Source organism: uncultured Campylobacter sp., from assembly GCF_938017775.1.
Lineage (GTDB): Bacteria > Campylobacterota > Campylobacteria > Campylobacterales > Campylobacteraceae > Campylobacter_B.
The window spans coordinates 13,440-36,848 of sequence record NZ_CALIIU010000071.1 but is presented as its reverse complement, the minus strand read 5'-3'; the positions used below and the strand labels follow the sequence as shown (position 1 = coordinate 36,848).

The window sequence follows — 23,409 nt, the reverse complement described above, 5'->3', positions numbered from 1 at the left end:
GATTATCACTGGAATGTTAAGGGCTTACAATTCGCGCAGGTTCACGCTTATACCGAGAAAGCATACGACGAGATGGGCGAGCTTTTCGACGATATGGCTGAGCGCGCGCTTCAAATAGGTGGCAAGGCCGTAACTAAGGCTAAGGATCTAATTGAGCTTTCAAAAGACGCGCCGATCAGCGTAAAGGACAGCTACGGCGTAACCGAAGTACTTGAGAACGTCAAAAAAGCCTACGAGTATTTGGTAAAAGAGTTTAAAAAGCTTCAAGAGGTAGCCGAGGCAGAGGGCGACGATACGACTTCAAACATCGCGCAAGATCACTATGGCGATTATGAAAAACGCCTATGGATGCTTGCTTCGATGCTTTCAAAATAGTCTGATCTCGGCTGCGGAGCTTTTTCGCAGCCGAGTCTAAATTTTAATCCTTTCAAAATTTATGGAGATGCATATCTCCAATCTGCATTATAAAATTCCGAAATTCTCATTGTCATCTAAAATTAGCTACTAAAAATATCCAGCAAAATTCCAAGCTCAAAGACGAAGTATAAATGCAATTTCAGCTAAACTAAATTTTATATGCTATGAGTATGTCAATCATATTGTGGCGTGTGTAAGGCGCACCAAATTTAGGTAGTGCAAAAAAACTATACTTTAGGAGTTAAAGTTGAGTAAATATATTTTACACCGCATTTGCGCGGGTTGTGGTGCGACAACGGAGTTTGAGATTGCCGCTCGGGATATGGCGTTTGGTCAATTTGATGAAGCGGTTGTTAGAGCTAAGTGCGAGAAATGTGGCAGTTGCGAGTGCAAGAAAGTATGGGGTAGTAATATAGCCATTGACTCGGAGTTATTAAACGAGTGGGGACAAAATGCGGAGTTGAAATTTTGCTATAGTCAGGAAAGTGTAATTGTAAGCGATGGTAAGGAGCAATTAATGCAGTATGAAAATGATGAGGACGTAAATTTATGCGATTTCTGCGATTTTGAGCTGCTTTTGGCAAATTTAGAAAATGAAAATTTTTTACCGCAAAAGCGCGGCACCATCGCGTCCGCCCTTTGTACGGCGGCGTATGATGAGAAAGATGACGCACGGCTAGAAAAGATGTATGAGCTTTTAACGGAGAACCGAGAAGCTATTGCGCGTTATAAGGAGTATATGTGGGACTTCATCATAGAGTACATTTTTCCTAAAATCGGGCTTGAAGCAGAATAGAATTTCGCAGTTTTTCTAGTGTTGGCAAAAAAATCTGCGTGCTATAAAATTTTGACGGATTAAATTTACTGGGTAAAATTTAATATGTTCTAAAATTCTGCCCAGTAAGTCCTTGTGCTTGTAATTTTACGCAAGCAAAATTTTGTAATTTACGAACTAAAATCTATACTATCAAAATCCGCATAAAACCTTGCCTGATAATAATTTTGCATCAAACCTTAACTTTTGCAGATTACATACTTCTCCGGCTAATTTTACAAGCTAAAAATTCTTGGGCGGTTAAAAATTATCCTTCGTGTTTCGGTCGCTTACGTGATCCCACGGTAGCTTCATTCCGCCTAGGATATGAAAGTGCAGATGCATCACCTCTTGACCTCCGTTTTCGCCGCAGTTGCAAACAAGACGGTATCCACTCTTATCAAGCCCCATTTTGCGAGTTACTTCTTGGATAAAAGCGCTCATTTTACTCATCACTTCAGGTGGCGTTACTTGGAAGTTTTCGTAGCATTTCTTAGGGATCGCCAGGATATGGATCGGCGCTTTAGGGTTGATGTCGTGGAAAGCCAAAAATTCATCGTTCTCTAGCACTTTGTTGCACGGGATTTCGCCGTTTACGATCTTTTCGAAGACGTTCATTTTAGATCCTTTTATGAGGTTGAAATTTAGCTGCGATTATAGCCAAAAAATCCAAACACGCAAATTTACCTAGCTTTTATCAAATTTTAACTACAATCGCGCCATTAATTTAACCACAAGGATAGAATTTGCAAGAGATTAAAGCAAAAATCGACGCCGCATCGAGCTTAAGCGAGCTGGAAGCCGTGCGCTTGGAGCTTTTCGGCAAAAAAGGCATCATAACGCAGCTTTTTTCCGAGCTCAAATCCGCAGCGCCCGAGCAGAAAAAAGAGCTTGCCGTAAGCGCGAATGAAAAGCGCGATTATTTCAGCGAGCTCATCGCTGCAAAAAGGGCGAGCCTGGAGGCGGCGGAGCAAAAAGAGGCGATGAAAAATGAAGCAATCGACATCACGCTTTTTAACGAAAACGTAAGCTGCGGCGCGCTGCATCCGGTGATGGAGACGATGGATAAGATCATAGACTACTTCATCGCGCAAAATTTCAGCGTAGAAAGCGGCCCACTCATCGAGGACGACTTCCATAATTTTGAAGCGCTAAATTTACCCAAATACCACCCTGCGCGCGATATGCAAGATACGTTTTATCTAAATGACGGGCGGCTGCTACGCACGCACACCAGCGGCGTTCAGATCCGCACGATGGAGAAATTTAAAGCTCCGCCGGTGCGTATGATCGCCCCGGGCGCGGTCTTTCGCCGCGATATGGATCTAACCCACACGCCGATGTTTCATCAAGTAGAAGGCCTCGTAGTCGAGCAGGGAGACCGCGTGAGCTTTGCAAATTTAAAATACGTTTTAGAGGAATTTTTGCGCTATATGTTTGGAGACGTAAAGGTGCGCTTCCGCCCGAGCTTCTTTCCGTTTACGGAGCCTAGCACCGAGGTCGATATCAGCTGTATTTTCTGCCACGGCGAGGGATGCCGCGTCTGTAAGCAGACGGGCTGGCTCGAGGTGTTAGGCAGCGGCGTGGTCGATCCTAACGTCTTTAAAGCGGTAGGCTGGAAAAACGTCAGCGGATACGCATTTGGGCTCGGCGTGGAGAGATTTGCGATGCTGCTACATGGTATCCCCGATCTGCGCTCGCTATTTGAAGGCGATATTAGATTATTGGAGCAGTTTAAATGATAATAACGAGAAATTGGTTGCAAGAGTGGATCGACATAAGCGAAATTTCAAGCGAAAAGCTGCTTTCTACGCTAAACTCTATCGGTCTTGAGGTTGACGCTCACGATAAAATTTCACTTCCTAAAGGCGTCGTAGTAGGACTCGTAAAAAGCAAGCGTCGACACGAGAATTCCGATCATCTAAACGTTTGCGAGGTTGATGTCGGTAAGCAGAGCCTGCAGATCGTCTGCGGCGCGAAAAACGTCGAGGCGGGGCAATACGTCGCAGTTAGCCTGATCGGTACCGTGCTGCCGAGCGGACTTGAGATAAAGCCTGCCAAACTTCGCGGCGTGGAGAGCTACGGCATGATCTGCTCGGCAACCGAGCTTGGACTTGCCAAGACGAATGATGGCATTATGGTGCTTGATAGCAGTATCGGCGAGCTCGTGCTCGGCAAGGAGCTGCGCGAGTATGAAATTTTTAATGATGATCTTATCGAGATTGAGCTTACCGCTAATCGCGGCGACTGCCTTAGCATCTTAGGCATAGCGCGCGATCTAGGCGCAGCGCTTGATCTGCCGCTAAAGGAAAAGCACGAATTTGAAGATGCCGACGGAGCACCTGGTATCGGTAGAATTTTAAGCGTGCGTGCAAGCGATGAGGTAAGCGCTAAATTTGCTTTTCGAGCTTATGAGATCAAAGGCGAGCTAAAGTTAAATTTAAAGCAGACCTTGCGTCTTGCAAGCGTTGGTATTTTGCAAAGCTGCGCGGTGCAAAATTTCATCAACTACGCTACTCATTCTACCGGAGTATTGCTGCGCGCTTATGATTTTGAAAAGATCGCTTCCGCAGATAGCAAGGTAGCGCTTGACATAAAGCCTATGCCAAACGGCGAGTTCGGCGTTTATGCGGGCAAGAGATTGCTTAGTGTAGCAGGGATTTGCCAAGACGCGGAGCTAAAGGCGTGTTGCAGTAGCAAAGTGGTGCTATTAGAGGCAAACTACACCGCGCCACTAATTATCGCCAGAGCAGTAAACGAAAATAAAAGCCTAAAAGGTGACGAGCATGTGTATCGCTCAAGTAGAGGCAGCGAGCCAAAGCTTAGGCTAGGGCTCGATCTGCTATTTAGATTGCTACTTAAAAATAAAGCCGTTAGCCTATATGCGGGCACACAAAAGATTTCAAACGCTTTGGAGCCGCTTATCGTGGGCTTTAGCGAAAAAGAGATAAACTCAATGATCGGCGCGCAAATTCCGCGCGATAAGATCGTAAAAATTTTAAAAAGGCTGGGCTTTGATGTAGGCGTCGAAGCCGATCTAATCACCGCCAAGGTGCCGCCTTTCCGCCACGATATCGTAAATTCTCACGACGTGTGCGAGGAGATAGTGCGTATCGTGGGCATCGACAATATCGCTGCCGCGCCGCTAAGCTTCTACGAGAAAAACCGCCTAAACGATACCTATGTAAATTTACAAAACGGGCGCAAGCTTCGCAGCAAGGCGGCAGCAGTGGGATTTTTCGAGTGCGTGCATTATGTATTTGACGACGGCAAGGCATTGCAAAGCTTAGGCTTTAAGCCGTGCAAGGTTAAAATTTTAAATCCGATCAACGGCGAGCTGGACGCGCTAAGACCGACGCTCATTAATCATCTGCTAGAATCTGCTGAGCGAAATTTAAAGAATTCTCGCAGAAGCGTTAAGCTTTTTGAGCTAGGAGAGGTGTTTGATGCGGACGGCTCGCAGAGCCTAAGGCTGGGCTTTATTGCTAGCGGGCTAAAAGCCGAGCCCTCTATAGCGGCCGGCGCAAAACCCGCTGCGGTGGATTTTTTGTATTTTGCAAATTTAATCCAAAGCGTCATCGGTAAATTTAAGGTCAGGTTGCCTGGCGAAAATTTGAAATTTTTAAGCGAATTCGAGCAAGCTCAGATCGAGCAGGGCGGGCAGATAGTGGGCTTTATCGGGCGCGTGGATTACGCCGTAGAAGCAGGGCGTGATCTGGATAAAAGCTATCTGTGCGAGATCGATTTTTCCAAGCTTAAATTTGAAAATATCGTAGCGGACGCTTATTCGAAGTTCCCTAGCGTATCGCGCGATCTAAGTATTTTGGTGCCGAGCGGAATGCGCTTCGAGCAGATCAAGCAGTGCATAGACGCCCTTAAAATCGAGGCGCTAAAGGAGCTTATCCCAAGCGATCTTTACAGCGACGAAAGCCTGGGCGATTCAAAGAGCCTGACGATCAGACTTGTATTTCAAGACCTTCAAAAAACGCTCTGCGATGAGGAAGTGGCGGGCTTTACCGATAAAATTTTAGCCGCGCTTAGCAGCGAGCTGGGACTTGGGCTGCGATGAGAATTTTTGCGCAAGCAAGCCCTTTGCGGGCGGAGATTTCAAATATCGCCGCAGATAAATCAATCTCGCACCGTGCGGCGATCTTTTCGCTGCTAGCAGAGGGGACGAGTAAAATTTCAAACTATCTAGCCGCCGAGGATACGCTAAATACGCTAAAGATCGTGGAGCTTTTGGGCGCTAGCGTACAGCGCGTAGAGGGCGAAATTCTGATCACTCCGCCGGAGGTTATCAAAGAGCCTAACGTCCCGCTTGATTGCGGCAACTCGGGTACGGCGATGCGGCTATTTATGGGCTTTTTGGCGGGACGCGAGGGCTTTTTTGTGCTGTGCGGCGATCGGTATCTAAGCGAGCGCCCGATGAGGCGCGTTGCGGATCCGCTTTGCAAAGTAGGCGCTAAAATTTACGGACGAGCAGGCGGCGAAAAGGCGCCTATTGCGGTGCTCGGGCAGAAGCTCGGGTATTTTGAATACGCGAGCAAGATTGCGTCCGCGCAGGTAAAGACCGCTCTAATTTTAGCGGCCTTGCGCGGCAGCGGATGTAAATTTAGCGAGCCCGAGCTTAGCCGCGATCACAGCGAGCGGATGCTAAAAGCGATGGGCGCGCAAATTTCGCAAAATGGTCTTGAGATCGAAGTCGCGTCGCTTAGCTCGCCGCTTAAACCGCTTGAAATTTTTATCCCAAACGATCCCAGCTCGGCGTTTTTCTTCGCGGTCGCCGCAGCGATAACCCCGAGCTCGCGCATAGTGCTAAAAAATATGCTGTTAAACAAAACCCGCATAGAGGCGTACGAAATTTTAAAACGTATGGGCGCCGAGGTAAAATTTCACAAGACGAGCGAAATTTACGAGCAGATCGGCGATATAGAGGTCGCTTACGCGCCGCTTCACGCCGTGGAGGTGAGCGAAAATATCTCCTGGCTGATAGACGAAGCGCCTGCGCTTGCGATCGCCTTTGCCTGCGCACAGGGAAGTAGCGTGCTTAGAAATGCCGCCGAGCTGCGCGTGAAGGAATGCGACCGCATAAAGATAACCTGCGAAGGGCTTCGCGCCTGCGGTATCAAAGCGCGCGAGCTACAGGACGGCTGGCAGATCGAAGGCGGCGAGGCGAACGCGGCGATCATCACGCCGTGCGGCGACCATCGTATCGCGATGAGTTTTGCGATTTTAGGCTTAAGATCGGGGATGATCATCGAGGATAGCGATTGTATCGCGACGTCGTTTCCGAACTTCGCCGCGATTTTAAGACAGATCGGAGCCGGTGTTGAAGATTGAGATGGCGAAAAGCTACGGCTTTTGCTTCGGCGTCAAGCGTGCGATCAAGATCGCAGAAAGCGCCGGCGAGGCCGCTACGATCGGTGAGCTCATACATAACGCCGAAGAGATTAACCGTTTAAAACAAAATTTCGGCGTCAAAACCCTGGAGGGCGTTAGCGAGATCAAGGACGAGCAAAAGCTCATCATCCGCACCCACGGCATCCAAAAGGACGATCTGCAAAGATTAAAGGCGCAAAATAAAGAGCTCATCGACGCTACCTGCCCCTTCGTGACTAAGCCACAGCAGATCGTAGAAAAGATGAGCGCGGAGGGCTATGATATCGTGATCTTCGGCGATAAAAATCACCCCGAGGTAAAGGGCGTGAAATCCTACGCAAAATCGCGCGTATTCGTGATCATGGATACGAAGGAGCTGCAAGACGTCAAGCTTGGACCTCGCGTCGCGCTCGTTTCGCAGACTACGAAAAAGATAGAAAGCTTTACCAAAATCGCGGATTTTTTGATGCAACGCGCAAGGGAGCTGAGAATTTTTAATACGATTTGCAATGCGACGCTGGAAAATCAAGAGGCCGTAAAAAGCCTGTCGCAAAAGGCCGACGTGATGATAATCGTAGGCGGGAAAAATTCCTCCAACACCAAACAGCTTTTTTTAATTTCACAAAATTTTTGCAAAGACAGCTATCTCATAGAAAACGAAAGCGAGCTTGAGCGCTCGTGGTTTGAAAACAAAAGCCTCTGCGGCATCTCAGCAGGAGCTAGCACGCCCGATTGGATCATCAAAAAAGTAGTAGCTCGGATAGAAAGTCTAACGTAGAATTTATAAGCCCTCTTATCAAATTTACTCTTAGAAATTTATCAAATCGAAAGCAAATTTTAGCTAGAATCGCGCATTTTAGTTCTTTTCAAAAAAGCACAAATAAATTTAAAGGAAGCATATGGCTGAGGTGAACGAGAAGGTTCAAAACCACGCAGAGGAAGATTTTGCGACATTGTTAGAGGAGTATGACACCGGGAAGTCTCACGACGAGGTCGTCACAGGTAAGGTTATCGCCCTTAAGGACGGCGAGGTTTTCATAGACGTAGGCAGGAAGTCGGAGGGCATTTTGGACGCCGCCGAAGTGAGCGACGAGCAAGGAAACCCGCAGGTTAATGTAGGAGATGACATCAAAGTCGCTATTATCGGAAGCAGAGGCGGTCGCCCGGTCGTATCGTATAAAAAGGCTCTAAAGAAGGAAAAAGTAAAGGCGTTCATCGACTCCTATGATGAAAACGCAGAAAATGTCTATGACGTTAAAATTCTATCGTTTAATAAGGGCGGTTTCCTTTGCGCTAATGCAGACGACGTGGAATTTTTTATGCCTCGCTCGCAAAGCGCGCTTAAAAACCCAAATGGCGCCGTAGGTAAAAATTTTAAAGTAAAGATCATTAAAGTTGATAGAGATGAGCAAAGCATTGTAGCATCGCGCAAGAAGCTACTTGATGAGGATCGCAAAGCAAGCAAAGAGGCGATCGAAAAGGTAGTCGCTACCGAAGGCATCATCGAGGGCGTCGTCAAAAAGATCACTACTTACGGTATGTTCGTAGACGTAGGCGGCGTGGACGGACTCGTACACTACAGCGAAATTTCATACAAAGGCCCGGTAAATCCAAGCTCGCTCTACAAAGAGGGCGATAAGGTTCCGGTTAAGGTTATCAAATACGATAACGATAAAAAGCATCTCTCTCTTTCGATCAAAGAGGCGATGCCCGATCCTTGGAACGAGATCAAAGATAGCCTGGAAGTAGGCGACACTATCCGCGTAAAAGTAAGCAATATCGAGCCTTACGGCGCGTTTGTAGATCTTGGCAACGACATCGAGGGCTTCTTGCATATCAGCGAAATTTCGTGGGATAAAAATATCAAAAATCCGAAAGATTTTATCAGCGAGGGCGAGGAGCTTGACGTCGAGGTCGTAGAGATTAACCCTAGCGAGCGCAGATTGCGCGTGAGCCTTAAAAATTTACTCACTAAGCCGTTTGATGAGTTCGTTGCTAAGTATAAAGTAGGCGACGTGCTAAAAGGCAGCGTCACTACAATTACAAATTTTGGTGCGTTTGTGAGGATCGACGGCGTAGAGGGGCTTTTGCATAACGAGGACGCTTCGTGGGATCGCGGCGAGAAGTGCAAAAATTTATTCAAAGTGGGCGACGAGATCGAGGTTAAGATCATTAAGATCGACAAAGATACTCAAAAAATTTCTCTAAACCACAAAGAGCTCGGCGATAGCCCGATTAGCGATTATGCCAAGAGCCACAATCAAGGCGATGTCGTAAAAGGCAAGATCCGCGATATTAAAGAGTTTGGAATTTTTGTCGAGCTCGGAGGCGGTATAGACGCGCTTATCCGCAAGGAAGATCTCGGCAACGTAAGCGTAGATAGCCTAAAAGTGGGCGACGAGATCGAGGCTGCGATCGCCTTCATCGACGAGAAGAAAAATAGAATCCGCCTAAGCGTGCGCAGGCTGGCTCATCAGAAGGAGCGCGAGGCGCTAAACGAGATCAATAGCAACGACGACGAAAAGCAAAGCCTAGGGGATCTAATCAAAGATCAACTAAATAAATAACTCCTCCCGCAAGGCATCCCCGCCTTGCGGACCCACTTCTAAAGGTTAAATTTAATGAAAACTATCATAGTTTGCGACGCAATCCACAAAATCGGTTTTGATCTGCTTAAGCAGGAATCGGACGTTAAAGTAATCGACGCCACGAGCGTGCCCAAGAGCGAGCTATACGGAATTTTAGGCGATGCTGACGTCGCGATTACCAGAAGCTCTACGGCGGTGGATGAGAAATTCCTTGGCGCGGGCACCAAGCTAAAAGCGATCGTGCGCGCGGGTGTGGGCGTAGATAACTGCGACATCGACGGCTGCTCCAAGCGCGGCATTATTTTGATGAATGTACCTACGGCAAACACCATCGCCGCGGTCGAAATGACCATGTGCCATCTGCTAAATGCGGCGCGCAAATATGTAAATTCCTGCAACGATCTAAAAATTAATAGAATTTGGAAGCGCGAGAAATGGTACGGCACCGAGCTTTATAAAAAGAGCCTCGGCATCATCGGCTTTGGAAATATCGGCTCGCGCGTGGGGGTGCGTGCGCTTGCATTTGGGATGAACGTCATCGCCTACGATCCGTATATCGAGCCCGAAAAGGCCACGAAGCTCGGGGTAAAATATACGAAGAATTTCGACGAAATTTTATCTTGCGACTTCATCACGATCCATACGCCGAAAAATCAAGAGACGATAAATATGGTAGGCGAGCCGCAAATAGCGAAGATGAAAGACGGCGTGCGCCTAATAAACTGCGCTAGAGGCGGGCTGTATAATGAAAAAGCGCTCGCAAACAATCTACGCAGCGGCAAGATCGCGTATCTCGGCATCGACGTTTTCGACAAAGAGCCTGCGACCGATCACGAGCTTTTGGATATCGAAAATTTAAGCGCGACTCCGCATCTTGGCGCAAATACGCTCGAATCGCAAAGCAATATCGCCAGGGAGGCCGCGGAGCAGGCGATCAGCGCCGCACGCGGCTTAAACTATCCAAACGCTTTAAATTTGCCGCTTAAGCTCGAGGATCTGCCGCGCGGTATCGAGCCGTATATAAATTTGGTCTCGAAAATGGCCTATCTTGCGGCGCAGATCAACAAAGGCCCGATCAAATCGATCACGATCGAGGGCAGCGGCGAGGTGGTGCAGTATCTAAAATCGATGCTCGTTTTTGCGATCGTAGGCGCGCTGCACGATTCTTTGGGCGACTCGCTAAATTACGTCAATGCTAAATTTCTTGCGGACGAAAAGGGGATTGAGACGAGCTTCGGCGAGCTTGCGCGCAGTGTTTATAAAAGCGAGATCGCGGTTAAGGTTACGACCGACAAAGCGATCTCAAACGTCGCGGGCACGGTCTTTGACGGCAGCGAGGAGCGTATCGTAAATATCGGCGGATTTAAGACCGATTTTAAGCCGAAAGGCAAGATGATAATCTTCAAAAACACCGATGTGCCAGGCGTTATCAAATCCGTAAGCACGATCCTAGCCGACGAGAACATCAATATCGCGGATTTTCGCTTAGGCAGAGGCGAGGAGGGGGATGCTTTGGCGGTCATTTTGGTCGATTCCGAAGTGCAAAAAAGCACGCTCGATAAGCTGGCGGCGCTTCAAACCTGCCTAATGGTGCGCTACGCAGCGCTTTAATCTTTTTCCGCTTAGGAGGCGGAATTTTAAATTTCGCCTCATCCAAATTCTTTATAATTTGAATTTACAATCCAGCCTATGACGGCGTTTGATGAGGCGATGCAGGAACGCGCGGCGAGGAGATTTTGCGAAATTTGACGTAACGTGCAGGCAAGCGCTTGAGGTGCGTTGCGACATGCGTTCAGGCAGATACCTTTTAGCGCACGGCTTTTGTAAACGCCGCGTGCGCTCTAAATTTAACTCTCGCCGTGAGCTTGCTCTTAAATTTAAATTTCATCCTTGCAGAGTCGCTTTAAATTTCATAATCGCGAGCGCCGCCGATTAAATTTTGCCGCTATGCAGGTTTGGCACTAAAAGCTAGAGGCTGCGATGCGAAACGCGGTCAAATTTTATAAATTTTTAGACACGGCAAGGCGTTTTGCTTCAAATTTATGCGCGACAGGCACTTTCATCTCTAATCGTATCGCCCGTTTAAATTTCGGGCAACCGCCGAGCGATTTTATTGCTGATTAAATTTAGGGCAACTACCGAGAGATCGCACCGCTGATTAAATTTTACGTTTTGCCGAAATTATGCTTCGCCGAAAAATTCCGCCCGGCCTAAATTTAGTCGATACAAAATTTCAACCGTAATGCGCCCTGCTAATTTGTGAGTTTAAGTGTTTCGATTAGGCTTAAAATTTTGCGGATCTGCGTTTGGTATTCGCGCGCGAGCTCTATGCTAGCGGGCCTACCAAAAAGCGTAGTTTCGAAAAGATCGGGCGCACCGTTTAAAAATAGATATAAGCGCTCATCCATAAATACCGCGCTCAAGCTGAACTCGCCGCTCGTTTCGCGATTTATTTCGCGCAGGCGCTCCATGAACGCGGGCGTTAGCAAATAGCGCGCTTCTACTTTGTCATCCGCAAACACGCGAAAATCGCGCATAAAATCCAAATCGTCCATCATCTCTTTTTCGCCGAAGATCTTGGCGTTTAGCTCCCTGCTTACCACTATCGTTTTGCCCGAGGTTTTTTTCGCGAGCTCGCAGATCAGTACGTTGCCGTCAAAGTCCATATATAGTTATCGTAGAATATTTTGATCAACATAATCGCCGCTATGAGCGGATTATCCGTTTTCATGTAAAACCTGCTATTGCTATGTACCTCGCTGAGGCTAAATTTAATCCCGCAGTACACGTCCGTAATCCGATCCTCGCTTTTGATTCTAGATTTCCTATAAATTTTAAATTTTTGAAATTCCTCTTCTTGCATGCCGGTATATGGATCGTATTTTAAACCGGCATCTATATCGTTTATTACGGCGTGGACGAATATCTCTTTGTAAAATTTATAGTAGCGAATTTCCGCTTCGCTTTCTTGACTGGCGCAATGCATAAGAAATATCCAAAAGATCTGAAAAAGGATCAAGACGCTCGAAAATTCGGCAATTTTTATTAGAGGAGTGTCTGCTTTAACGCCGTCTAGAGACATTATTGCGAATAGGACCGCAAAAAAGGCGGCTATACTGAGGTAGTAATATCTATTAAAAGCTCTAGCGCACGCTTTTTGTTCGGTTAAAGTCTGCGAAACGACATCTTGCAGAGCAGGCGACATATCTATCCTTGAGAAAAATTTTGCCCGTATTGTAGCAAAATTTAACGTGATTTATAAAGAGCGAATTTCACCGCATAATTAAATAGTCAAGATCGGAGCTTAATTTACGCAGTCCGTGCGGCGTAAAATTTTAAAATCTTACTATTCTGAAATCAATTCGCACCGGATTTAAAATTTAACGCATCGCGTAAACTTATATTTCACGCGAGCCGCTTTTTAAAATTTGCATTAAAACCTTGCGATTAGAGTATCCTGAGGGTGTCTGAGATGAAATACATAAAAACTCCGAGCCCAAACATCACGAAAAGCCCCGCAAATTCGATGTAAAGCTTCAAGCTTACGAGTCGCTTCGAGCTAAGCTCGTTTGCTTTCGCGCCGAAAAGTGCGGCTAAAAATATCACGACGCTCATTCCAAAACCGATGAAAAGCGCACTCGCGACGCTAAGCGCGAAGCTTCCGAGGCTGAAGGCAAGCACGAAAATAAGGATCGTGCCAGGGCAGGGCACGAGCGCCGCAGCAAGCGCGATAAGCCACTCCCGCCCTTTCTCGCCGCCGCCAGTCGCGCCATTTTGCAGCGAGCGAGACGAGGTTTGGTTTTTTAAATTTGCAGAATTTAAAGCCTGTTTTTGCCCGTTTTGGTTCGGCAAGTTTTCTTCTAGGCTTGCGGTTAAATTTGAATTCGAATTTAGCTCTGCCGTTGCGGCGCCTAAATTTTGAGTATCTAAATACTGTGCGGATTCGCCGCTAGGGGTTTTAAATTTAGAAAATTTATAGCTCTTTGACGCTGCGTAAGCGGAATTCCCGGCGTTTGCAAACGCCGTATTTTTTAAGCTGACGTCCGTCTCTGCGGTATTTGCGGCGGAAGCGCAAGCAGCGCAGGAGCAGCCCGCATCGTGGTGGGCGCCCGATCTTACGCGGCGAGCTTTGTCGTAGATGATGAGCGCGGTTATGACGATGATCAGAAGCGCCGAAATTTTCGTTGTGATTGAGGCAGAGTTCGTGGAGACGAGCCCTGCGACGTTTTGCAGCACGAACATGCTCGCGCTTACCAAAACGAGCGCTCCTAGGACGTGTAGAAGCCCGATTTTGAGGGCAAATCCAAAGGCCTTGACGTAGCTGCCGCCATGGGCTAAGAAATAGCTCGCCGTTAGCAGCTTCGCGTGCCCAGGACCCGCCGCGTGGAAAAAGCCGTATATGAAAGAAAGCGCCAAGACCCATAGGATGGTGCTCGCGCTTGCATGCTCGCTGCTTGCGCGAAACGCCGTTTTGAGGCTTTTCATAAAATCCATCGTCTTTTGCGCGACAAATCCCAGCGAGACCTCTTTGTGCTGCTCGCTTGAAATCTCGTCGCTGTCGGATGTGGCGCCGTTTTTGCTCGCGTTATTTTGCGCTAAATTTAAAGAACTCTCCTCGGGCGGCGTCGCTAGATTTTGCGTAGAATGCGCGGAATTTAAAGAGTTATCTCGGATCGCAGCAAAATTTTCGCCCACGCCTTTATCTGCAGGCGCCGCAGAATTTGCGGAACCACCTTTTTCCTGCGCATCCTTTTTAGCGGCTTTATTAATCTGCGCGAGAGCATCCGAAGCGGCGATATTTTTTTGCGCCTCTACTGCAGCCTCCGAAACGATATCACCAACCGATCTTTGGTTTGATCTGCGCGCCGAGCTGGCATTAGGTTTTCCTTGCCCGCCTTGCGCAAGTTTATCCTCTGAGCCCGCAAGGCTCTGCTCGCTAGATGTAAGTTCGCTCTGCGTTAAATCGGAGTTCGGCGCGCCTGAAATTGGCGGCTTTTTATCTGCGATCTTTGGTTTTTCGCCGCTAAATTCTATAAAAGTGGTGGCTAAATTTGAATTGGGCTTCGCTACAAAGCCCTCGCCTAGATTAATGGGCTTGTCGTCAAGCATTTTGAAATTGAAAAATCCCTGATCGTCGTTAATGGAAATTTTAAGAACGCGGCCGTTTCGCAGCTCGAAGCCGACCTTTTGATCGAACTCAAACACGAGTCTGCCCTTTTTGACGAGGCTTATTGCGTTTTTAAAATTTCCCTTGATCTGCGTGCCTACGAGGTTGCTAAGCGCAGGCTTTGCGTTTTTTGGCGCTTGATCGTAGAATTCCGCCTCGCAAAGATAGTTTTTGGGGGTTAGATAATCGGTCATCGCCTTAGTTATCTCGGCAAGCTCGCTATTTTCAAGCTTGCCGTTGGAATTTATATCGTAGGTCTGCATTATGACATCGGTAAAATTTTGAGAGAAAAGCCACGAAAAATGCAGACTCACGATCTTGCCGTCTTGTGCGACGGGAGTGATGCTAACGTGCGCAGTGGGCGTGTATAGGGCGCACAGAGCGCACGCAAATATCCGCGAGCTAAAGATCGCGGATAAAATTAAAATTTTAATAAATTTCATCAACTACAAATTTTCTCCGAAAACGTCGATCGTCTTTTTCATCGTCTCATACCAATCTAGCGGCAGCTGATCGATCTCCATCACCTTTGCGCCCGTTTGCGCGGCGATGGTTTGTGCTGCCTTTTTGGAAAACTGCGGTGCGACGAAAATCACCTTGATCTTTTCCTCTTTGGCTTCCTCGATTAGCTCGGCTAAATCCGCAGGCTTAGGCTCTTTGCCCTCCACTTCGACTGCGATCTGCTCCAAATCGTATCGGTGCGCGAAATAGCCCCAAGACGGATGATAAACCATAAATTTCTTTCCCTTGACGCCCGCTAATTTCTGCTTTGCGTAAGCGTCCAGCTCGTCCAGCTTTTTAGCAAATTTATCGAAATTTGCTTCGTAAATTTTAGCATTCTTAGGATACTGTTTGGTTAACGCGTCTTTAATATTTTTAGCTTGAATTTTTACAAGCTGCGGATCGAGCCAGATATGCGGGTCTAAGCCGTCATGGTGGTGATGGTGCTCGTGCGCCTCGTGGTCTTTGTCACCATGCTCATGATGTGCGTCATGATCGTGATCATCGTGATGCGCGCTATGATCATGTTCGTCGTGATGGTGGTGCTCTGCCATAGCCATTTTAGTGATGCCATCTTCGGTGCGGATTATCTTCATCTTTGGATACGATGCGGCAAGCTTTGGTAGCCAGACTTCATCGAATTCTATACCGACTGCAAAATACAGATCACTATTTTCTAGCATTTTCATCTCCGAAGGCTTAGGCTCGTATGTGTGCGGATCAGCGCCTTTGCCTACCATCGTATTTACCTGCAGAGTATCGCCTGCGATCTGTTCAACAAAATACTTCGTAGGAAGTATGGTCGTGGTGACCGTAGGTTTGGCGAATGCTACGCAACTAGCTGCTAAAAGCGTGAAAACAAGCTTTTTCATAAAATTCCTTTCCAAAAAAATTGCGGAAGTATATCAAAAGCAACTTAGTTGCAACTTAATATAAATTTATCTAAATTTCGCTATCATCGCTTAAATTTTAAAAAAGGCGTAAAATGGATCCCAAAGATTTTTTAGCGAGTCACGATATCGCTCCTACGGCGCTTAGAGTGCAGATCGTGCAGATCCTAAGCGAGAAAAAATGCCCGGTAAGCTATGATGAACTAGTAGAACTAACGGGCGCTAATAAAACCACGATATATCGCAATATAGCGCTTTTGGAAGAGAAAAATTTGATAATTACCAGCGAAAATAATCATAAAAGCTTTTATGAGCTTACCGACGGCGCCAAAGCGTATTTTGTCTGCGAAAGCTGCCATAAAATGGAGGAGATTTCGATGCCCGCTCTGCCGCAAAAAAATGTCAAAAGTGTGCTCGTGCGAGGATTGTGCGAGAAGTGCGGCGGCTGAGGCGGGAAATTTAATCAAAAGTGCTCAAGGAAATTTGGCTAAAACGCTAGGACAAAATTTAACCGATTTTTAACGGATTTTTATAAAACAAACGATATAATCCGAGCGTTTCATATTTTAAAAGGGAAAAATTCAGTGAATAAAAACGATACGATAAAAGCAATAGAGAAGTTTGTAAGTTCTCAAGAAATGACGATGTTTCGCCTGAAAAAGGGTATCTACGGCGATGCGATGAAAAACCTGGATCAGGTTTTTACGCCGTATAAGGAGTTTGCCGAGTTTTTCAAAAATCCTGCAAATAGACTGCAGGAGCTGTTAGGCAATATCGCGTACGAATCGATTTTAAACTACACTGAAGCAGGGCTATCGCACTGCGAGAAGATCCACTCGATCTATTTTGTGGAATCCAAAGGACTTTTCAAAAGTGGGCTAAAGTATATCGAGCCTGATGCGACCGCGAGAGAAAGAGCCAAGAGTTATTACGACAAATTGCTGGAAAATAATGAGAAGCTTAACGAATATATCGATATCGGCTTGCAAAGGCTACATGGCTTAGAAGCAAAGGTTTTCGAGTAGGCTAGGCTAGCTTTGGGATTTGATTTGCGCGGCGAAATTCTATCGCAAATCCTTAGCGCTTAAAATCCTATGATTAAATTTCACACCTTTTACAGATTTCACTTATACTATTTAATTCCGCGTTAGCGCCGCTTTTAATTGCGCATATAGCAAACAGGGTAACTTTAGAAATTCTGTGCCGGTAGGCATTATCCGATACGATCAAAGAAATAATCTAAATTTTTAAAGCTCAACGAAGCGGGTTAAAATAAGCAAGCTTGGCTAAATTCCGTGGAGCGACTAAAGAAAGTTCTAACATAAACTAGTGCTTAGTTGGAGTCTGCGAATTTGAAATTTCGCGGTTAGCGTGAACGGGAATTTAAAATTCTAGCGCCACTTTAGATTTCTGCGAAATGCGGAATTTTAAAAGTAGGCACTGCGCCTGCAACAAGCAAAACGCAAGATTTGAAATTTGCTAGAAAATACTCACTGCGAAGTAAAATTTAAGAGCCAGGCTGCAGAGCGATGCGGCGTAAATTTAATTTACTCTGCAGCGCAAAACGCATTCAGCAAGAGATATTTTTGGAAGCGGAAAGGGCTATAGAGAGCCGTAACGAATTATATTTGATTGCGCTAATACCGCAGTTGGTATATGCAGTGATGAGCCGATACGTAAAAATTATTTAGAGGTGTCAAGGTGGGAGCGTGCGGTGTAAATTTTAACTCATTTTGGCGCGCTGTTTTTATTTATCGCGCGAGGCAAACTAGGCGGTTAAACTTATTGCGATTAGAAAATTCTAAACGCGGATTAAAGCTTAGCGGCGAAATCAGCCTTGCTAGCACTCTGCTGCATCTTAATTTCGCCGCAAGCAACTTTATTTATCTGCCTTTTCGGCTTTATATTGCGCTAGCAAGCTGCCTAGCTCATCTTTTATGCGAAGCTTTTCTTTCTTCATCGCATCGATCTCCAGATCGCTCATATGCACTCTGCCGGCCTGCGCGTCGGCGATCTTGTGATCCAGCTCGTCGTGCTTCTCAAAAAGCGAATCAAATCGTGCGTTTTTGCCTTTTAACTCAGTGATTAAATCTCTGTATTCATGAAACATGCCTACTCCTTTAAAAAATTTATTTAAGTATATCAATAAAGCGCTTAAAACCTAATTTCAGCTATCAAATTTAGACTGAATTTCACGCATGAGATTCCAAATTTTAAGAGGTAAAATTTTTTAGCCTTTAAAAATTTAAAACAGGCAAATTTAAATGATAAAATTTTAAGAGCAGAGCTTTAAAGCCCTGCCGCTTTCGCTATTTTCGAGACGAGATTTTTAGGTTATGAAGCGAGCTGTGAATCTTTATGATCTATAATCGGCGTTGATTTTTATGTAGTCGTAGCTAAGATCACAGCCGTATGCGCTAAACTCGCCATCCCCGAGCCCCAAATCGCACCAGATCGTAAAGCTTTTTTGCTGCATTACGGCGTGAGCCGCGGCCTCGCGCGCGGCGTCCAGTTCGCGATTTTGTGCGTCATAAAGCAGCACGTCGTCGTATTTGATACGCAGCTTTTCTTCGTCGCATTCTATGCCACAGGCGCCTATGGTGGAGGCTATGCGACCCCAATTCGGGTCTTCGCCGAAGATCGCCGTTTTAACAAGCGGCGAATTGCTTAGCGCCTTCGCCGCCCTGCGGGCATCCCCAGCATTTGCGGCGCCGCTTACTCTAAATCGCACCAGCTTGGTTGCGCCTTCGCCGTCTTTTACCAGCATTAGCGCAAGCTCGTGCGTAAGGGCGTTTAGCGCGAATGAGAAGGCATTCTTTTCGTAGGCGCATTTGGCGCTACTGCAGAGCATAATCGTATCGTTGGTGGAGGTGTCGCCGTCAACGCTTACGGTGTTGAAGCTCTGCTCCGCCGCTTTTTTTAGCAGCTCGTCCATATCCGCGCGCGGGATTTTTGCGTCGGTCAGGACGAAGCAGAGCATGGTCGCAAGCACGGGATTGATCATGCCTGCGCCCTTGCAAACGGCTGCGATGTGAAATTTCTCGCCGTTTTCTAAAGAAATTTCATACGCAAGCTCTTTTTTTATCGTATCTGTCGTCATAATGGCGGTGGCTAGGGCGTCTGAGTTTCGCGCCGAGAAGTTAAAATTTTGCGCGGCGGCGATAATTTTTTCCTTTTTGAGGCGATATCCGATGACGCCGGTGGAACTCATAACGGGGTTTATCAGAGCGGTCTTTTTGCCAAGCTCGCTAAAAATTTCATCGATGTCCGCGACGCCTTGCTCCCCGGTCATCGAGTTTGCGTTTTTAGAATTTACGAGGATAAAATTTGTTTTAAGCTCCCCGCCCGCGCGCTCTTGCGCCCTTTTGAAATGCCTAATCGGCGCGGCTTGAAATTTATTGCTCGTAAAGATCGCGCTTACGGCAAAGGGCTCATCTGCGCGGATAAATCCCAGATCGTTCCCCTGTTTTTTAAAGCCCGAATTTACGCCGTCAAAATAAAAGCCCTCGACATTTTGTAAGCCGCCCTCGAGCTTAGTTATTTTAAACATATCTCATCTCCTGCGGCTTGTATTTACTGCGGATGAGTTTTTTAGTGTTGCGGATGCCCTCTGCCGTGCCGATGACTAAAAATTTCACCCCAGTACCGATGAGGTAGTCGCCATCCGGCATCGGAATGAAGCGGTTATTCGGCTCCTTGATGCCCACGACGTCGGCGTTTGTAAAATCGCGCAGGCGAGTTTCTTTTAAGCGTTTGAAGCGGATCCATGAAAAATCGGGCACCGTGATCTCTTCGATATCGATGAGGGAGTCTTTTTTATACAAAAATCGCTCCAAAATGTTTTCCATATCGGGACGCACGCTGATCGCAGAGAGCCTTTGTGCGGCGAGTTTGGATGGTGAGACGATAGAATTTGCGCCGAGTTTTTTTAGCCTCTGCGTGTCGCTGTCATCATCGCTATTTGCCATGATGAAGTAGGGGGTGATGCGACCAAGCTCCTTTTCGTATAGGCGCACGAGCGAGATTATCGCGATATTATCGGCTAAATTTGGACTTAGCGTGATGACGGATTTTGCAGATGACAGATGGGCTTTTAGCATCGTGGTTTCTACATGCGGTTCGCCTACGATGAAATATGGATAGCGGTTTTCTTCAGCGATTTTGGCTAGAGCGGGATCGGGATCGATCACGACAAAAGGCAGATGATTTTCGCGAAACTGCTTGGCAAGCTCGGCGCAGTAGATGTTGTTGTAACAGATAATGTAGTGGTTTTTGAGCCTTGCGATGTTATTGATCATTCGTTGCTCCCTAAGTAAATTTTGAAGTTTGCCGTTTTTTATGACCTCGACGACGACGCCCAGGCAAAACGAAAAGGTTCCAAAGCCCATGAGGATGAATAAGACGGTAAAAATTCTACCCGCGGGCGATATCGGCGCTACTTCGGTAAAGCCTACCGTCGTAAAGGTCATGCCTGCTTGATAAAAGGCGTCTACGAGCGAAAAGCCCGCTATAAAAACATAGCCTAATGTGCCGATTAGCATCATCAGCACGATGGTTATAAGTGGTAAGCGAAAAGGGCGTAGCTGGTCGTAAATTTCTGTGTAGAGGTTGATGTCCGGCTTAGTCGAGCCGGACCAGTCGAGGAATCGCTTGATCTTGTCCAAAACAGACATAAATTCCTCTTTGAGAGGTTATTTTGATTGTTTTTTCATAGTTCGTAGAGTTGAGGCGGCTACTTTGATTCGTCTGGTTGAGCCGTCTTCTAGCTGAACGCGGATGGTGCGTAGATTGACCTGGAATTTCTTTTTGGTTCTGTTATTTGCGTGGCTGACGTTGTTTCCTACCATCGCACCTTTGCCGGTGATTGCGCATCTTCTTGCCATAATAAATCCTTGATGATTAAAATAAATGGCGATTATAGCGAAAAAATTTCAAATTATGCTTAAAATTCGCCGCGGTTTAAATTTAGCGAAATTTATGACAAAACTAAGTAAAATTCCGCATCTTGAAATTTTAAAGGAATCTTAATGTATGTCGCACCCAGCATTTTATCGGCGGATTTTGGAAAGCTTGCGGAGGAAATTCGCGCAGTCTGCGAAGCGGGCGCCGATCTCATTCACGTAGATGTGATGGACGGGCATTTCGTACCCAATCTCACGATCGGACCGCTCGTAGTAAGCGCGGTAGCAAAGGCGAGCAGCAAGCCTTTAGACATTCATTTGATGGTTAAAAACGTGTCGTTTTTCGTCGATCTTTTTTTGCCGCTAAAGCCGAAATTTCTTAGCTTCCACATCGAGGAGGAGACCCATCCGCTGCGCCTCATAGATCATATCCGCCGCAGCGGCGTCTCGCCCGCGGTCGTGCTAAATCCGCACACTCCGCTTAGCGCGCTGGAGTTTATCTTGAGCGAGGTCGATATGGTGCTTTTAATGAGCGTCAATCCGGGCTTTGGAGGGCAGAAATTTATCCCCTCGGCGCTTGAGAAAATTAAGCAGCTGCGCGAGCTGATCGATCGCAAAGGCGCAAAATGCCTCATCGAGGTCGACGGCGGCGTAAACGGGCTGAATATCGCAGATATCGACGAAGCGGGTGCCGACGTCGTGGTAGCGGGCAACTACATATTTTCTTCAAACGACTACGCGGAGGCGATCCGTGCGCTTAAAATTTAGGCGCGGCACAGGGGTAAAATTTTGACGCATAGAATCGAAAATCTCATAAATTTACTGGCTCAAAAGAGCATAAATTATTACGATTTTATCTCAAAAGCAAGCGATATTGCCGAGATTACCGAGCTTTTCGAGCCCAAAGACCTCTCGATGTGGCGCACGCTGGGCATAGAGATAATAAAACTCGACAACGGCAAAATCACACTCAAAACCCGCGAGACGGATATTTCAGATGAAATTTTTTGCTTCGTAGATATCGAGACGAACGGCGGGCTCTCAAACGGCCAGATCATCGAAATCGGCGCGATAAAAACGCGCGGCACGCAGGAGCTGGACCGCTTTGAAAGCTTTGTTTATGCGCCCGTCGTGCCCGAAAATATCACGGAGCTTACCGGTATCCGCGCGGACGATCTTGTAGGCGCGCCGCCGCTAGCTAGCGTGCTGGAGCGGTTTAGACTGTTTTTAAGCGATAGCGTTTTTGTGGCGCACAACGTCAAATTTGACTACGGCTTCATCGACGCGAGCCTACAAAAATGCGGCTTCGGAATGCTTTTAAATCGCAGGCTCTGCACCGTCGAGCTCGCGCGCCGCACGATTGAGGCGCAAAGATACGGGCTCGGCTCGCTAAAAGAGCTTTTAGGCGTGCAAAACGTCCACCACCGCGCATTTAGCGACGCCGTTTCCTGCTTTGAAATTTTTAAATTCGCGCTCTCGCGGCTGCCGTGGAGCGTGCAAAGCACCGAGGATCTGATACTTTTTAGCAAAACCGCAAAGAGCCTGGCGCTGCCTAAGCCGCAGATTTCGGGGCGGGACGAGGGCGAAATTTTATAAATCGCGCACCGAATTAAGAGATGAAATTTTATTGAAATTTCGCGCCGCCGTTTGAGGGGTAAAATTTGCGCTTTTAAGCGGTGGCGCTTTAATCTGCGCGGATTGCGGTAGCATAAATTAGATCCGAGCGATTTTGGGTGGCGCAAATCGGCGCGTATGGACCTAGATTTTGAAATTTTACCCTTGCCGTAGCGATTGAATGCGCACAAATCGCGGCGGCGCGAATTTAAAGCGCTACTGCGGCGAGATGTGATTGCGAGCGAACCGAAACGGCGCGAATTTAAGCAGGCGCGGTTTTAAATCGCATTGCGATCGCACCAAATTTAAGTGTAAATGCCCGCAGCGGCGCCCTTTACGTATGTCAGCCAGGCGGATCATGCGATTTTAATTTGCTCGGGCGGGTGTGGCAGCGAATGCTCGTGAGGTCTTTTTGCTTTCGCAGATTTGATTTTTGCGGCGATAAATTTTGCGCCCGCCCGCGGTTTTACAACCTTGCTTCGGGCGAATTTTATGAGCGCTTGCAGTCGTGCGGATGCGCCCGAAGCGTCGCGCGCTTTAAATTTTAATTTAACCTGGGTGCGCGAATTCGATGCTTTAAACGCTAAAATCAATAAATTTTGCCCGCGCCTGCGCATCTTTTGCGTCCCAAAAGCGATAAATTTGGCGCGCCCGCACTGCCGCCGCAGATACGCTAGGCACGAGGGTTTTCTGCATTCGCCGCTTGGAATTTTGATATTTGATTTTAGCTTGACGACCTGGTCGGTACGTGCCAGTGCCGCAAATTTTAAAATAGAGCTTTATAAAATTTTACGACGCCGATTACAAATGAAATTTTATAAATTTTATCGTAAAAACACAGCGCGATCGGAGCAAATTTAACGAAAGCCCGGCCCTGTCGTAGCAGCGTACGGAGGTCGCGTATGCACTAAATTTAGCGATAAGCAAATCCGCGATCTTAATAATACAAAATTTACGCAGACACGGCTTGCTCCGAATCAAAGCGCCATCGGAAGGCTAGTGGGCTTTGCGAGCAAGCGGAGTAATGTGCCGCTGCTTGGGAACGCCATCTTTGCAAGAAGCGCGATCTTGCGATTGAGCGGTCTTTTTCGCCTCAAGACGGACATATCGCGGGCTAAAATTTAAACGGAATTTTAAA

Annotated in this window: 21 protein-coding genes; 12 read left to right on the top strand and 9 right to left on the bottom strand. The window is 47.0% G+C overall.

Translation table 11 applies throughout. The annotated features are described in order from the left end of the window. Both Q0537_RS09390 and Q0537_RS09385 read left to right on the top strand, forming a co-directional pair. Positions 1-375: DNA starvation/stationary phase protection protein (locus Q0537_RS09390; protein WP_299227533.1), on the top strand; the 375-nt coding region annotated here is incomplete at its 5' end. A 559-nt stretch (positions 376-934) separates the two neighbouring features. Beyond that, positions 935-1,213, top strand: coding sequence for a hypothetical protein (locus Q0537_RS09385; protein WP_299187376.1), 279 nt, complete (start codon positions 935-937; stop codon positions 1,211-1,213). Between the two features lie 279 nt (positions 1,214-1,492). On the opposite strand, the gene Q0537_RS09380 is transcribed toward Q0537_RS09385, so the two are convergent. Next, a complete protein-coding gene (locus tag Q0537_RS09380; RefSeq protein WP_299227529.1) occupies positions 1,493-1,849 on the bottom strand; it encodes a histidine triad nucleotide-binding protein in 357 nt (118 codons plus the stop codon). 128 nt (positions 1,850-1,977) lie between these two features. Between Q0537_RS09380 and pheS the strand changes: the two genes are divergently transcribed. From pheS to serA, 6 genes are all read left to right on the top strand, one after another. Then, on the top strand, positions 1,978-2,973 hold the full coding sequence (pheS, locus tag Q0537_RS09375) for a phenylalanine--tRNA ligase subunit alpha (protein ID WP_299227526.1): 996 nt from the start codon (positions 1,978-1,980) through the stop codon (positions 2,971-2,973). Next, the gene (pheT, locus tag Q0537_RS09370) at positions 2,970-5,300 is read left to right on the top strand and encodes a phenylalanine--tRNA ligase subunit beta (RefSeq protein WP_299227523.1); all 2,331 of its coding nucleotides are present in this window, start codon (positions 2,970-2,972) and stop codon (positions 5,298-5,300) included. The genes pheS and pheT overlap by 4 nt, the downstream gene beginning before the upstream one ends. Continuing rightward, positions 5,297-6,571 (top strand): 3-phosphoshikimate 1-carboxyvinyltransferase, encoded by a 1,275-nt coding sequence (gene aroA, locus Q0537_RS09365; protein ID WP_299227520.1) that lies wholly within the window; start codon positions 5,297-5,299, stop codon positions 6,569-6,571. Before pheT ends, aroA begins: the two co-directional genes overlap by 4 nt. Then, positions 6,561-7,388, top strand: a complete 828-nt coding sequence (locus tag Q0537_RS09360) for a 4-hydroxy-3-methylbut-2-enyl diphosphate reductase (RefSeq protein WP_299227517.1) — start codon at positions 6,561-6,563, stop codon at positions 7,386-7,388. Before aroA ends, Q0537_RS09360 begins: the two co-directional genes overlap by 11 nt. Before the next feature lie 121 nt (positions 7,389-7,509). Further along, positions 7,510-9,177: a 30S ribosomal protein S1 gene (locus Q0537_RS09355; RefSeq protein WP_299227514.1), complete on the top strand. Its 1,668-nt coding sequence runs from the start codon at positions 7,510-7,512 to the stop codon at positions 9,175-9,177. 54 nt (positions 9,178-9,231) lie between these two features. Further along, on the top strand, positions 9,232-10,809 hold the full coding sequence (gene serA, locus Q0537_RS09350) for a phosphoglycerate dehydrogenase (RefSeq protein ID WP_299227511.1): 1,578 nt from the start codon (positions 9,232-9,234) through the stop codon (positions 10,807-10,809). 641 nt (positions 10,810-11,450) lie between these two features. Here serA and Q0537_RS09345 read toward each other — a convergent pair. From Q0537_RS09345 to Q0537_RS09330, 4 genes are all read right to left on the bottom strand, one after another. Continuing rightward, entirely contained in the window at positions 11,451-11,864 is a 414-nt protein-coding gene (locus tag Q0537_RS09345; RefSeq protein ID WP_299227508.1) for a DUF3137 domain-containing protein, read from the bottom strand. Beyond that, positions 11,840-12,403, bottom strand: a complete 564-nt coding sequence (locus Q0537_RS09340) for a hypothetical protein (RefSeq protein ID WP_299227505.1) — start codon at positions 12,401-12,403, stop codon at positions 11,840-11,842. The genes Q0537_RS09345 and Q0537_RS09340 overlap by 25 nt, the downstream gene beginning before the upstream one ends. A gap of 242 nt (positions 12,404-12,645) precedes the next feature. Further along, positions 12,646-14,808: a DUF1007 family protein gene (locus Q0537_RS09335; protein ID WP_299227502.1), complete on the bottom strand. Its 2,163-nt coding sequence runs from the start codon at positions 14,806-14,808 to the stop codon at positions 12,646-12,648. Between the two features lie 3 nt (positions 14,809-14,811). After that, entirely contained in the window at positions 14,812-15,738 is a 927-nt protein-coding gene (locus Q0537_RS09330; protein WP_299227500.1) for a zinc ABC transporter substrate-binding protein, read from the bottom strand. A gap of 113 nt (positions 15,739-15,851) precedes the next feature. Here Q0537_RS09330 and Q0537_RS09325 point away from each other — a divergent pair, with 113 nt between their 5' ends. Continuing rightward, positions 15,852-16,205, top strand: coding sequence for an HTH domain-containing protein (locus Q0537_RS09325; RefSeq protein WP_297961789.1), 354 nt, complete (start codon positions 15,852-15,854; stop codon positions 16,203-16,205). Positions 16,206-16,340: 135 nt separating this feature from the next. After that, positions 16,341-16,781 (top strand): hypothetical protein, encoded by a 441-nt coding sequence (locus Q0537_RS09320; protein WP_291939615.1) that lies wholly within the window; start codon positions 16,341-16,343, stop codon positions 16,779-16,781. Positions 16,782-17,635: 854 nt separating this feature from the next. On the opposite strand, the gene Q0537_RS09315 is transcribed toward Q0537_RS09320, so the two are convergent. From Q0537_RS09315 to rpmB, 4 genes are all read right to left on the bottom strand, one after another. Continuing rightward, complete coding sequence (locus Q0537_RS09315; protein ID WP_005873127.1) at positions 17,636-17,866, bottom strand: YdcH family protein; 231 nt, start codon at positions 17,864-17,866, stop codon at positions 17,636-17,638. A 246-nt stretch (positions 17,867-18,112) separates the two neighbouring features. Continuing rightward, positions 18,113-19,306 carry a bifunctional glutamate N-acetyltransferase/amino-acid acetyltransferase ArgJ gene (argJ, locus tag Q0537_RS09310; protein WP_299227499.1) on the bottom strand — a complete coding sequence of 398 codons (1,194 nt, stop codon included), beginning with the start codon at positions 19,304-19,306 and terminating at the stop codon, positions 18,113-18,115. Beyond that, positions 19,299-20,429 carry a potassium channel protein gene (locus tag Q0537_RS09305; RefSeq protein WP_299227498.1) on the bottom strand — a complete coding sequence of 377 codons (1,131 nt, stop codon included), beginning with the start codon at positions 20,427-20,429 and terminating at the stop codon, positions 19,299-19,301. Before Q0537_RS09305 ends, argJ begins: the two co-directional genes overlap by 8 nt. A gap of 18 nt (positions 20,430-20,447) precedes the next feature. Further along, positions 20,448-20,639 (bottom strand): 50S ribosomal protein L28, encoded by a 192-nt coding sequence (gene rpmB, locus Q0537_RS09300; RefSeq protein ID WP_040304421.1) that lies wholly within the window; start codon positions 20,637-20,639, stop codon positions 20,448-20,450. A gap of 144 nt (positions 20,640-20,783) precedes the next feature. Between rpmB and rpe the strand changes: the two genes are divergently transcribed. Continuing rightward, entirely contained in the window at positions 20,784-21,425 is a 642-nt protein-coding gene (gene rpe / locus Q0537_RS09295) for a ribulose-phosphate 3-epimerase (RefSeq protein WP_299227496.1), read from the top strand. Between the two features lie 21 nt (positions 21,426-21,446). Then, on the top strand, positions 21,447-22,253 hold the full coding sequence (locus Q0537_RS09290) for a 3'-5' exonuclease (RefSeq protein WP_299227493.1): 807 nt from the start codon (positions 21,447-21,449) through the stop codon (positions 22,251-22,253). Positions 22,254-23,409 lie beyond the last annotated feature (1,156 nt).

Coding starts and splice junctions, on each gene's coding strand:
- pheT (WP_299227523.1), top strand. CDS start 2,970: ATGATAATAACGAGAAATTGGTTGCAAGAGTGGATCGACATAAGCGAA.
- Q0537_RS09335 (WP_299227502.1), bottom strand. CDS start 14,808: ATGAAATTTATTAAAATTTTAATTTTATCCGCGATCTTTAGCTCGCGG.
- Q0537_RS09355 (WP_299227514.1), top strand. CDS start 7,510: ATGGCTGAGGTGAACGAGAAGGTTCAAAACCACGCAGAGGAAGATTTT.
- Q0537_RS09340 (WP_299227505.1), bottom strand. CDS start 12,403: ATGTCGCCTGCTCTGCAAGATGTCGTTTCGCAGACTTTAACCGAACAA.
- rpe (WP_299227496.1), top strand. CDS start 20,784: ATGTATGTCGCACCCAGCATTTTATCGGCGGATTTTGGAAAGCTTGCG.
- argJ (WP_299227499.1), bottom strand. CDS start 19,306: ATGTTTAAAATAACTAAGCTCGAGGGCGGCTTACAAAATGTCGAGGGC.
- aroA (WP_299227520.1), top strand. CDS start 5,297: ATGAGAATTTTTGCGCAAGCAAGCCCTTTGCGGGCGGAGATTTCAAAT.
- Q0537_RS09325 (WP_297961789.1), top strand. CDS start 15,852: ATGGATCCCAAAGATTTTTTAGCGAGTCACGATATCGCTCCTACGGCG.
- Q0537_RS09305 (WP_299227498.1), bottom strand. CDS start 20,429: ATGTCTGTTTTGGACAAGATCAAGCGATTCCTCGACTGGTCCGGCTCG.
- Q0537_RS09345 (WP_299227508.1), bottom strand. CDS start 11,864: ATGGACTTTGACGGCAACGTACTGATCTGCGAGCTCGCGAAAAAAACC.
- serA (WP_299227511.1), top strand. CDS start 9,232: ATGAAAACTATCATAGTTTGCGACGCAATCCACAAAATCGGTTTTGAT.
- Q0537_RS09385 (WP_299187376.1), top strand. CDS start 935: ATGCAGTATGAAAATGATGAGGACGTAAATTTATGCGATTTCTGCGAT.
- rpmB (WP_040304421.1), bottom strand. CDS start 20,639: ATGGCAAGAAGATGCGCAATCACCGGCAAAGGTGCGATGGTAGGAAAC.
- Q0537_RS09330 (WP_299227500.1), bottom strand. CDS start 15,738: ATGAAAAAGCTTGTTTTCACGCTTTTAGCAGCTAGTTGCGTAGCATTC.
- Q0537_RS09380 (WP_299227529.1), bottom strand. CDS start 1,849: ATGAACGTCTTCGAAAAGATCGTAAACGGCGAAATCCCGTGCAACAAA.
- Q0537_RS09315 (WP_005873127.1), bottom strand. CDS start 17,866: ATGTTTCATGAATACAGAGATTTAATCACTGAGTTAAAAGGCAAAAAC.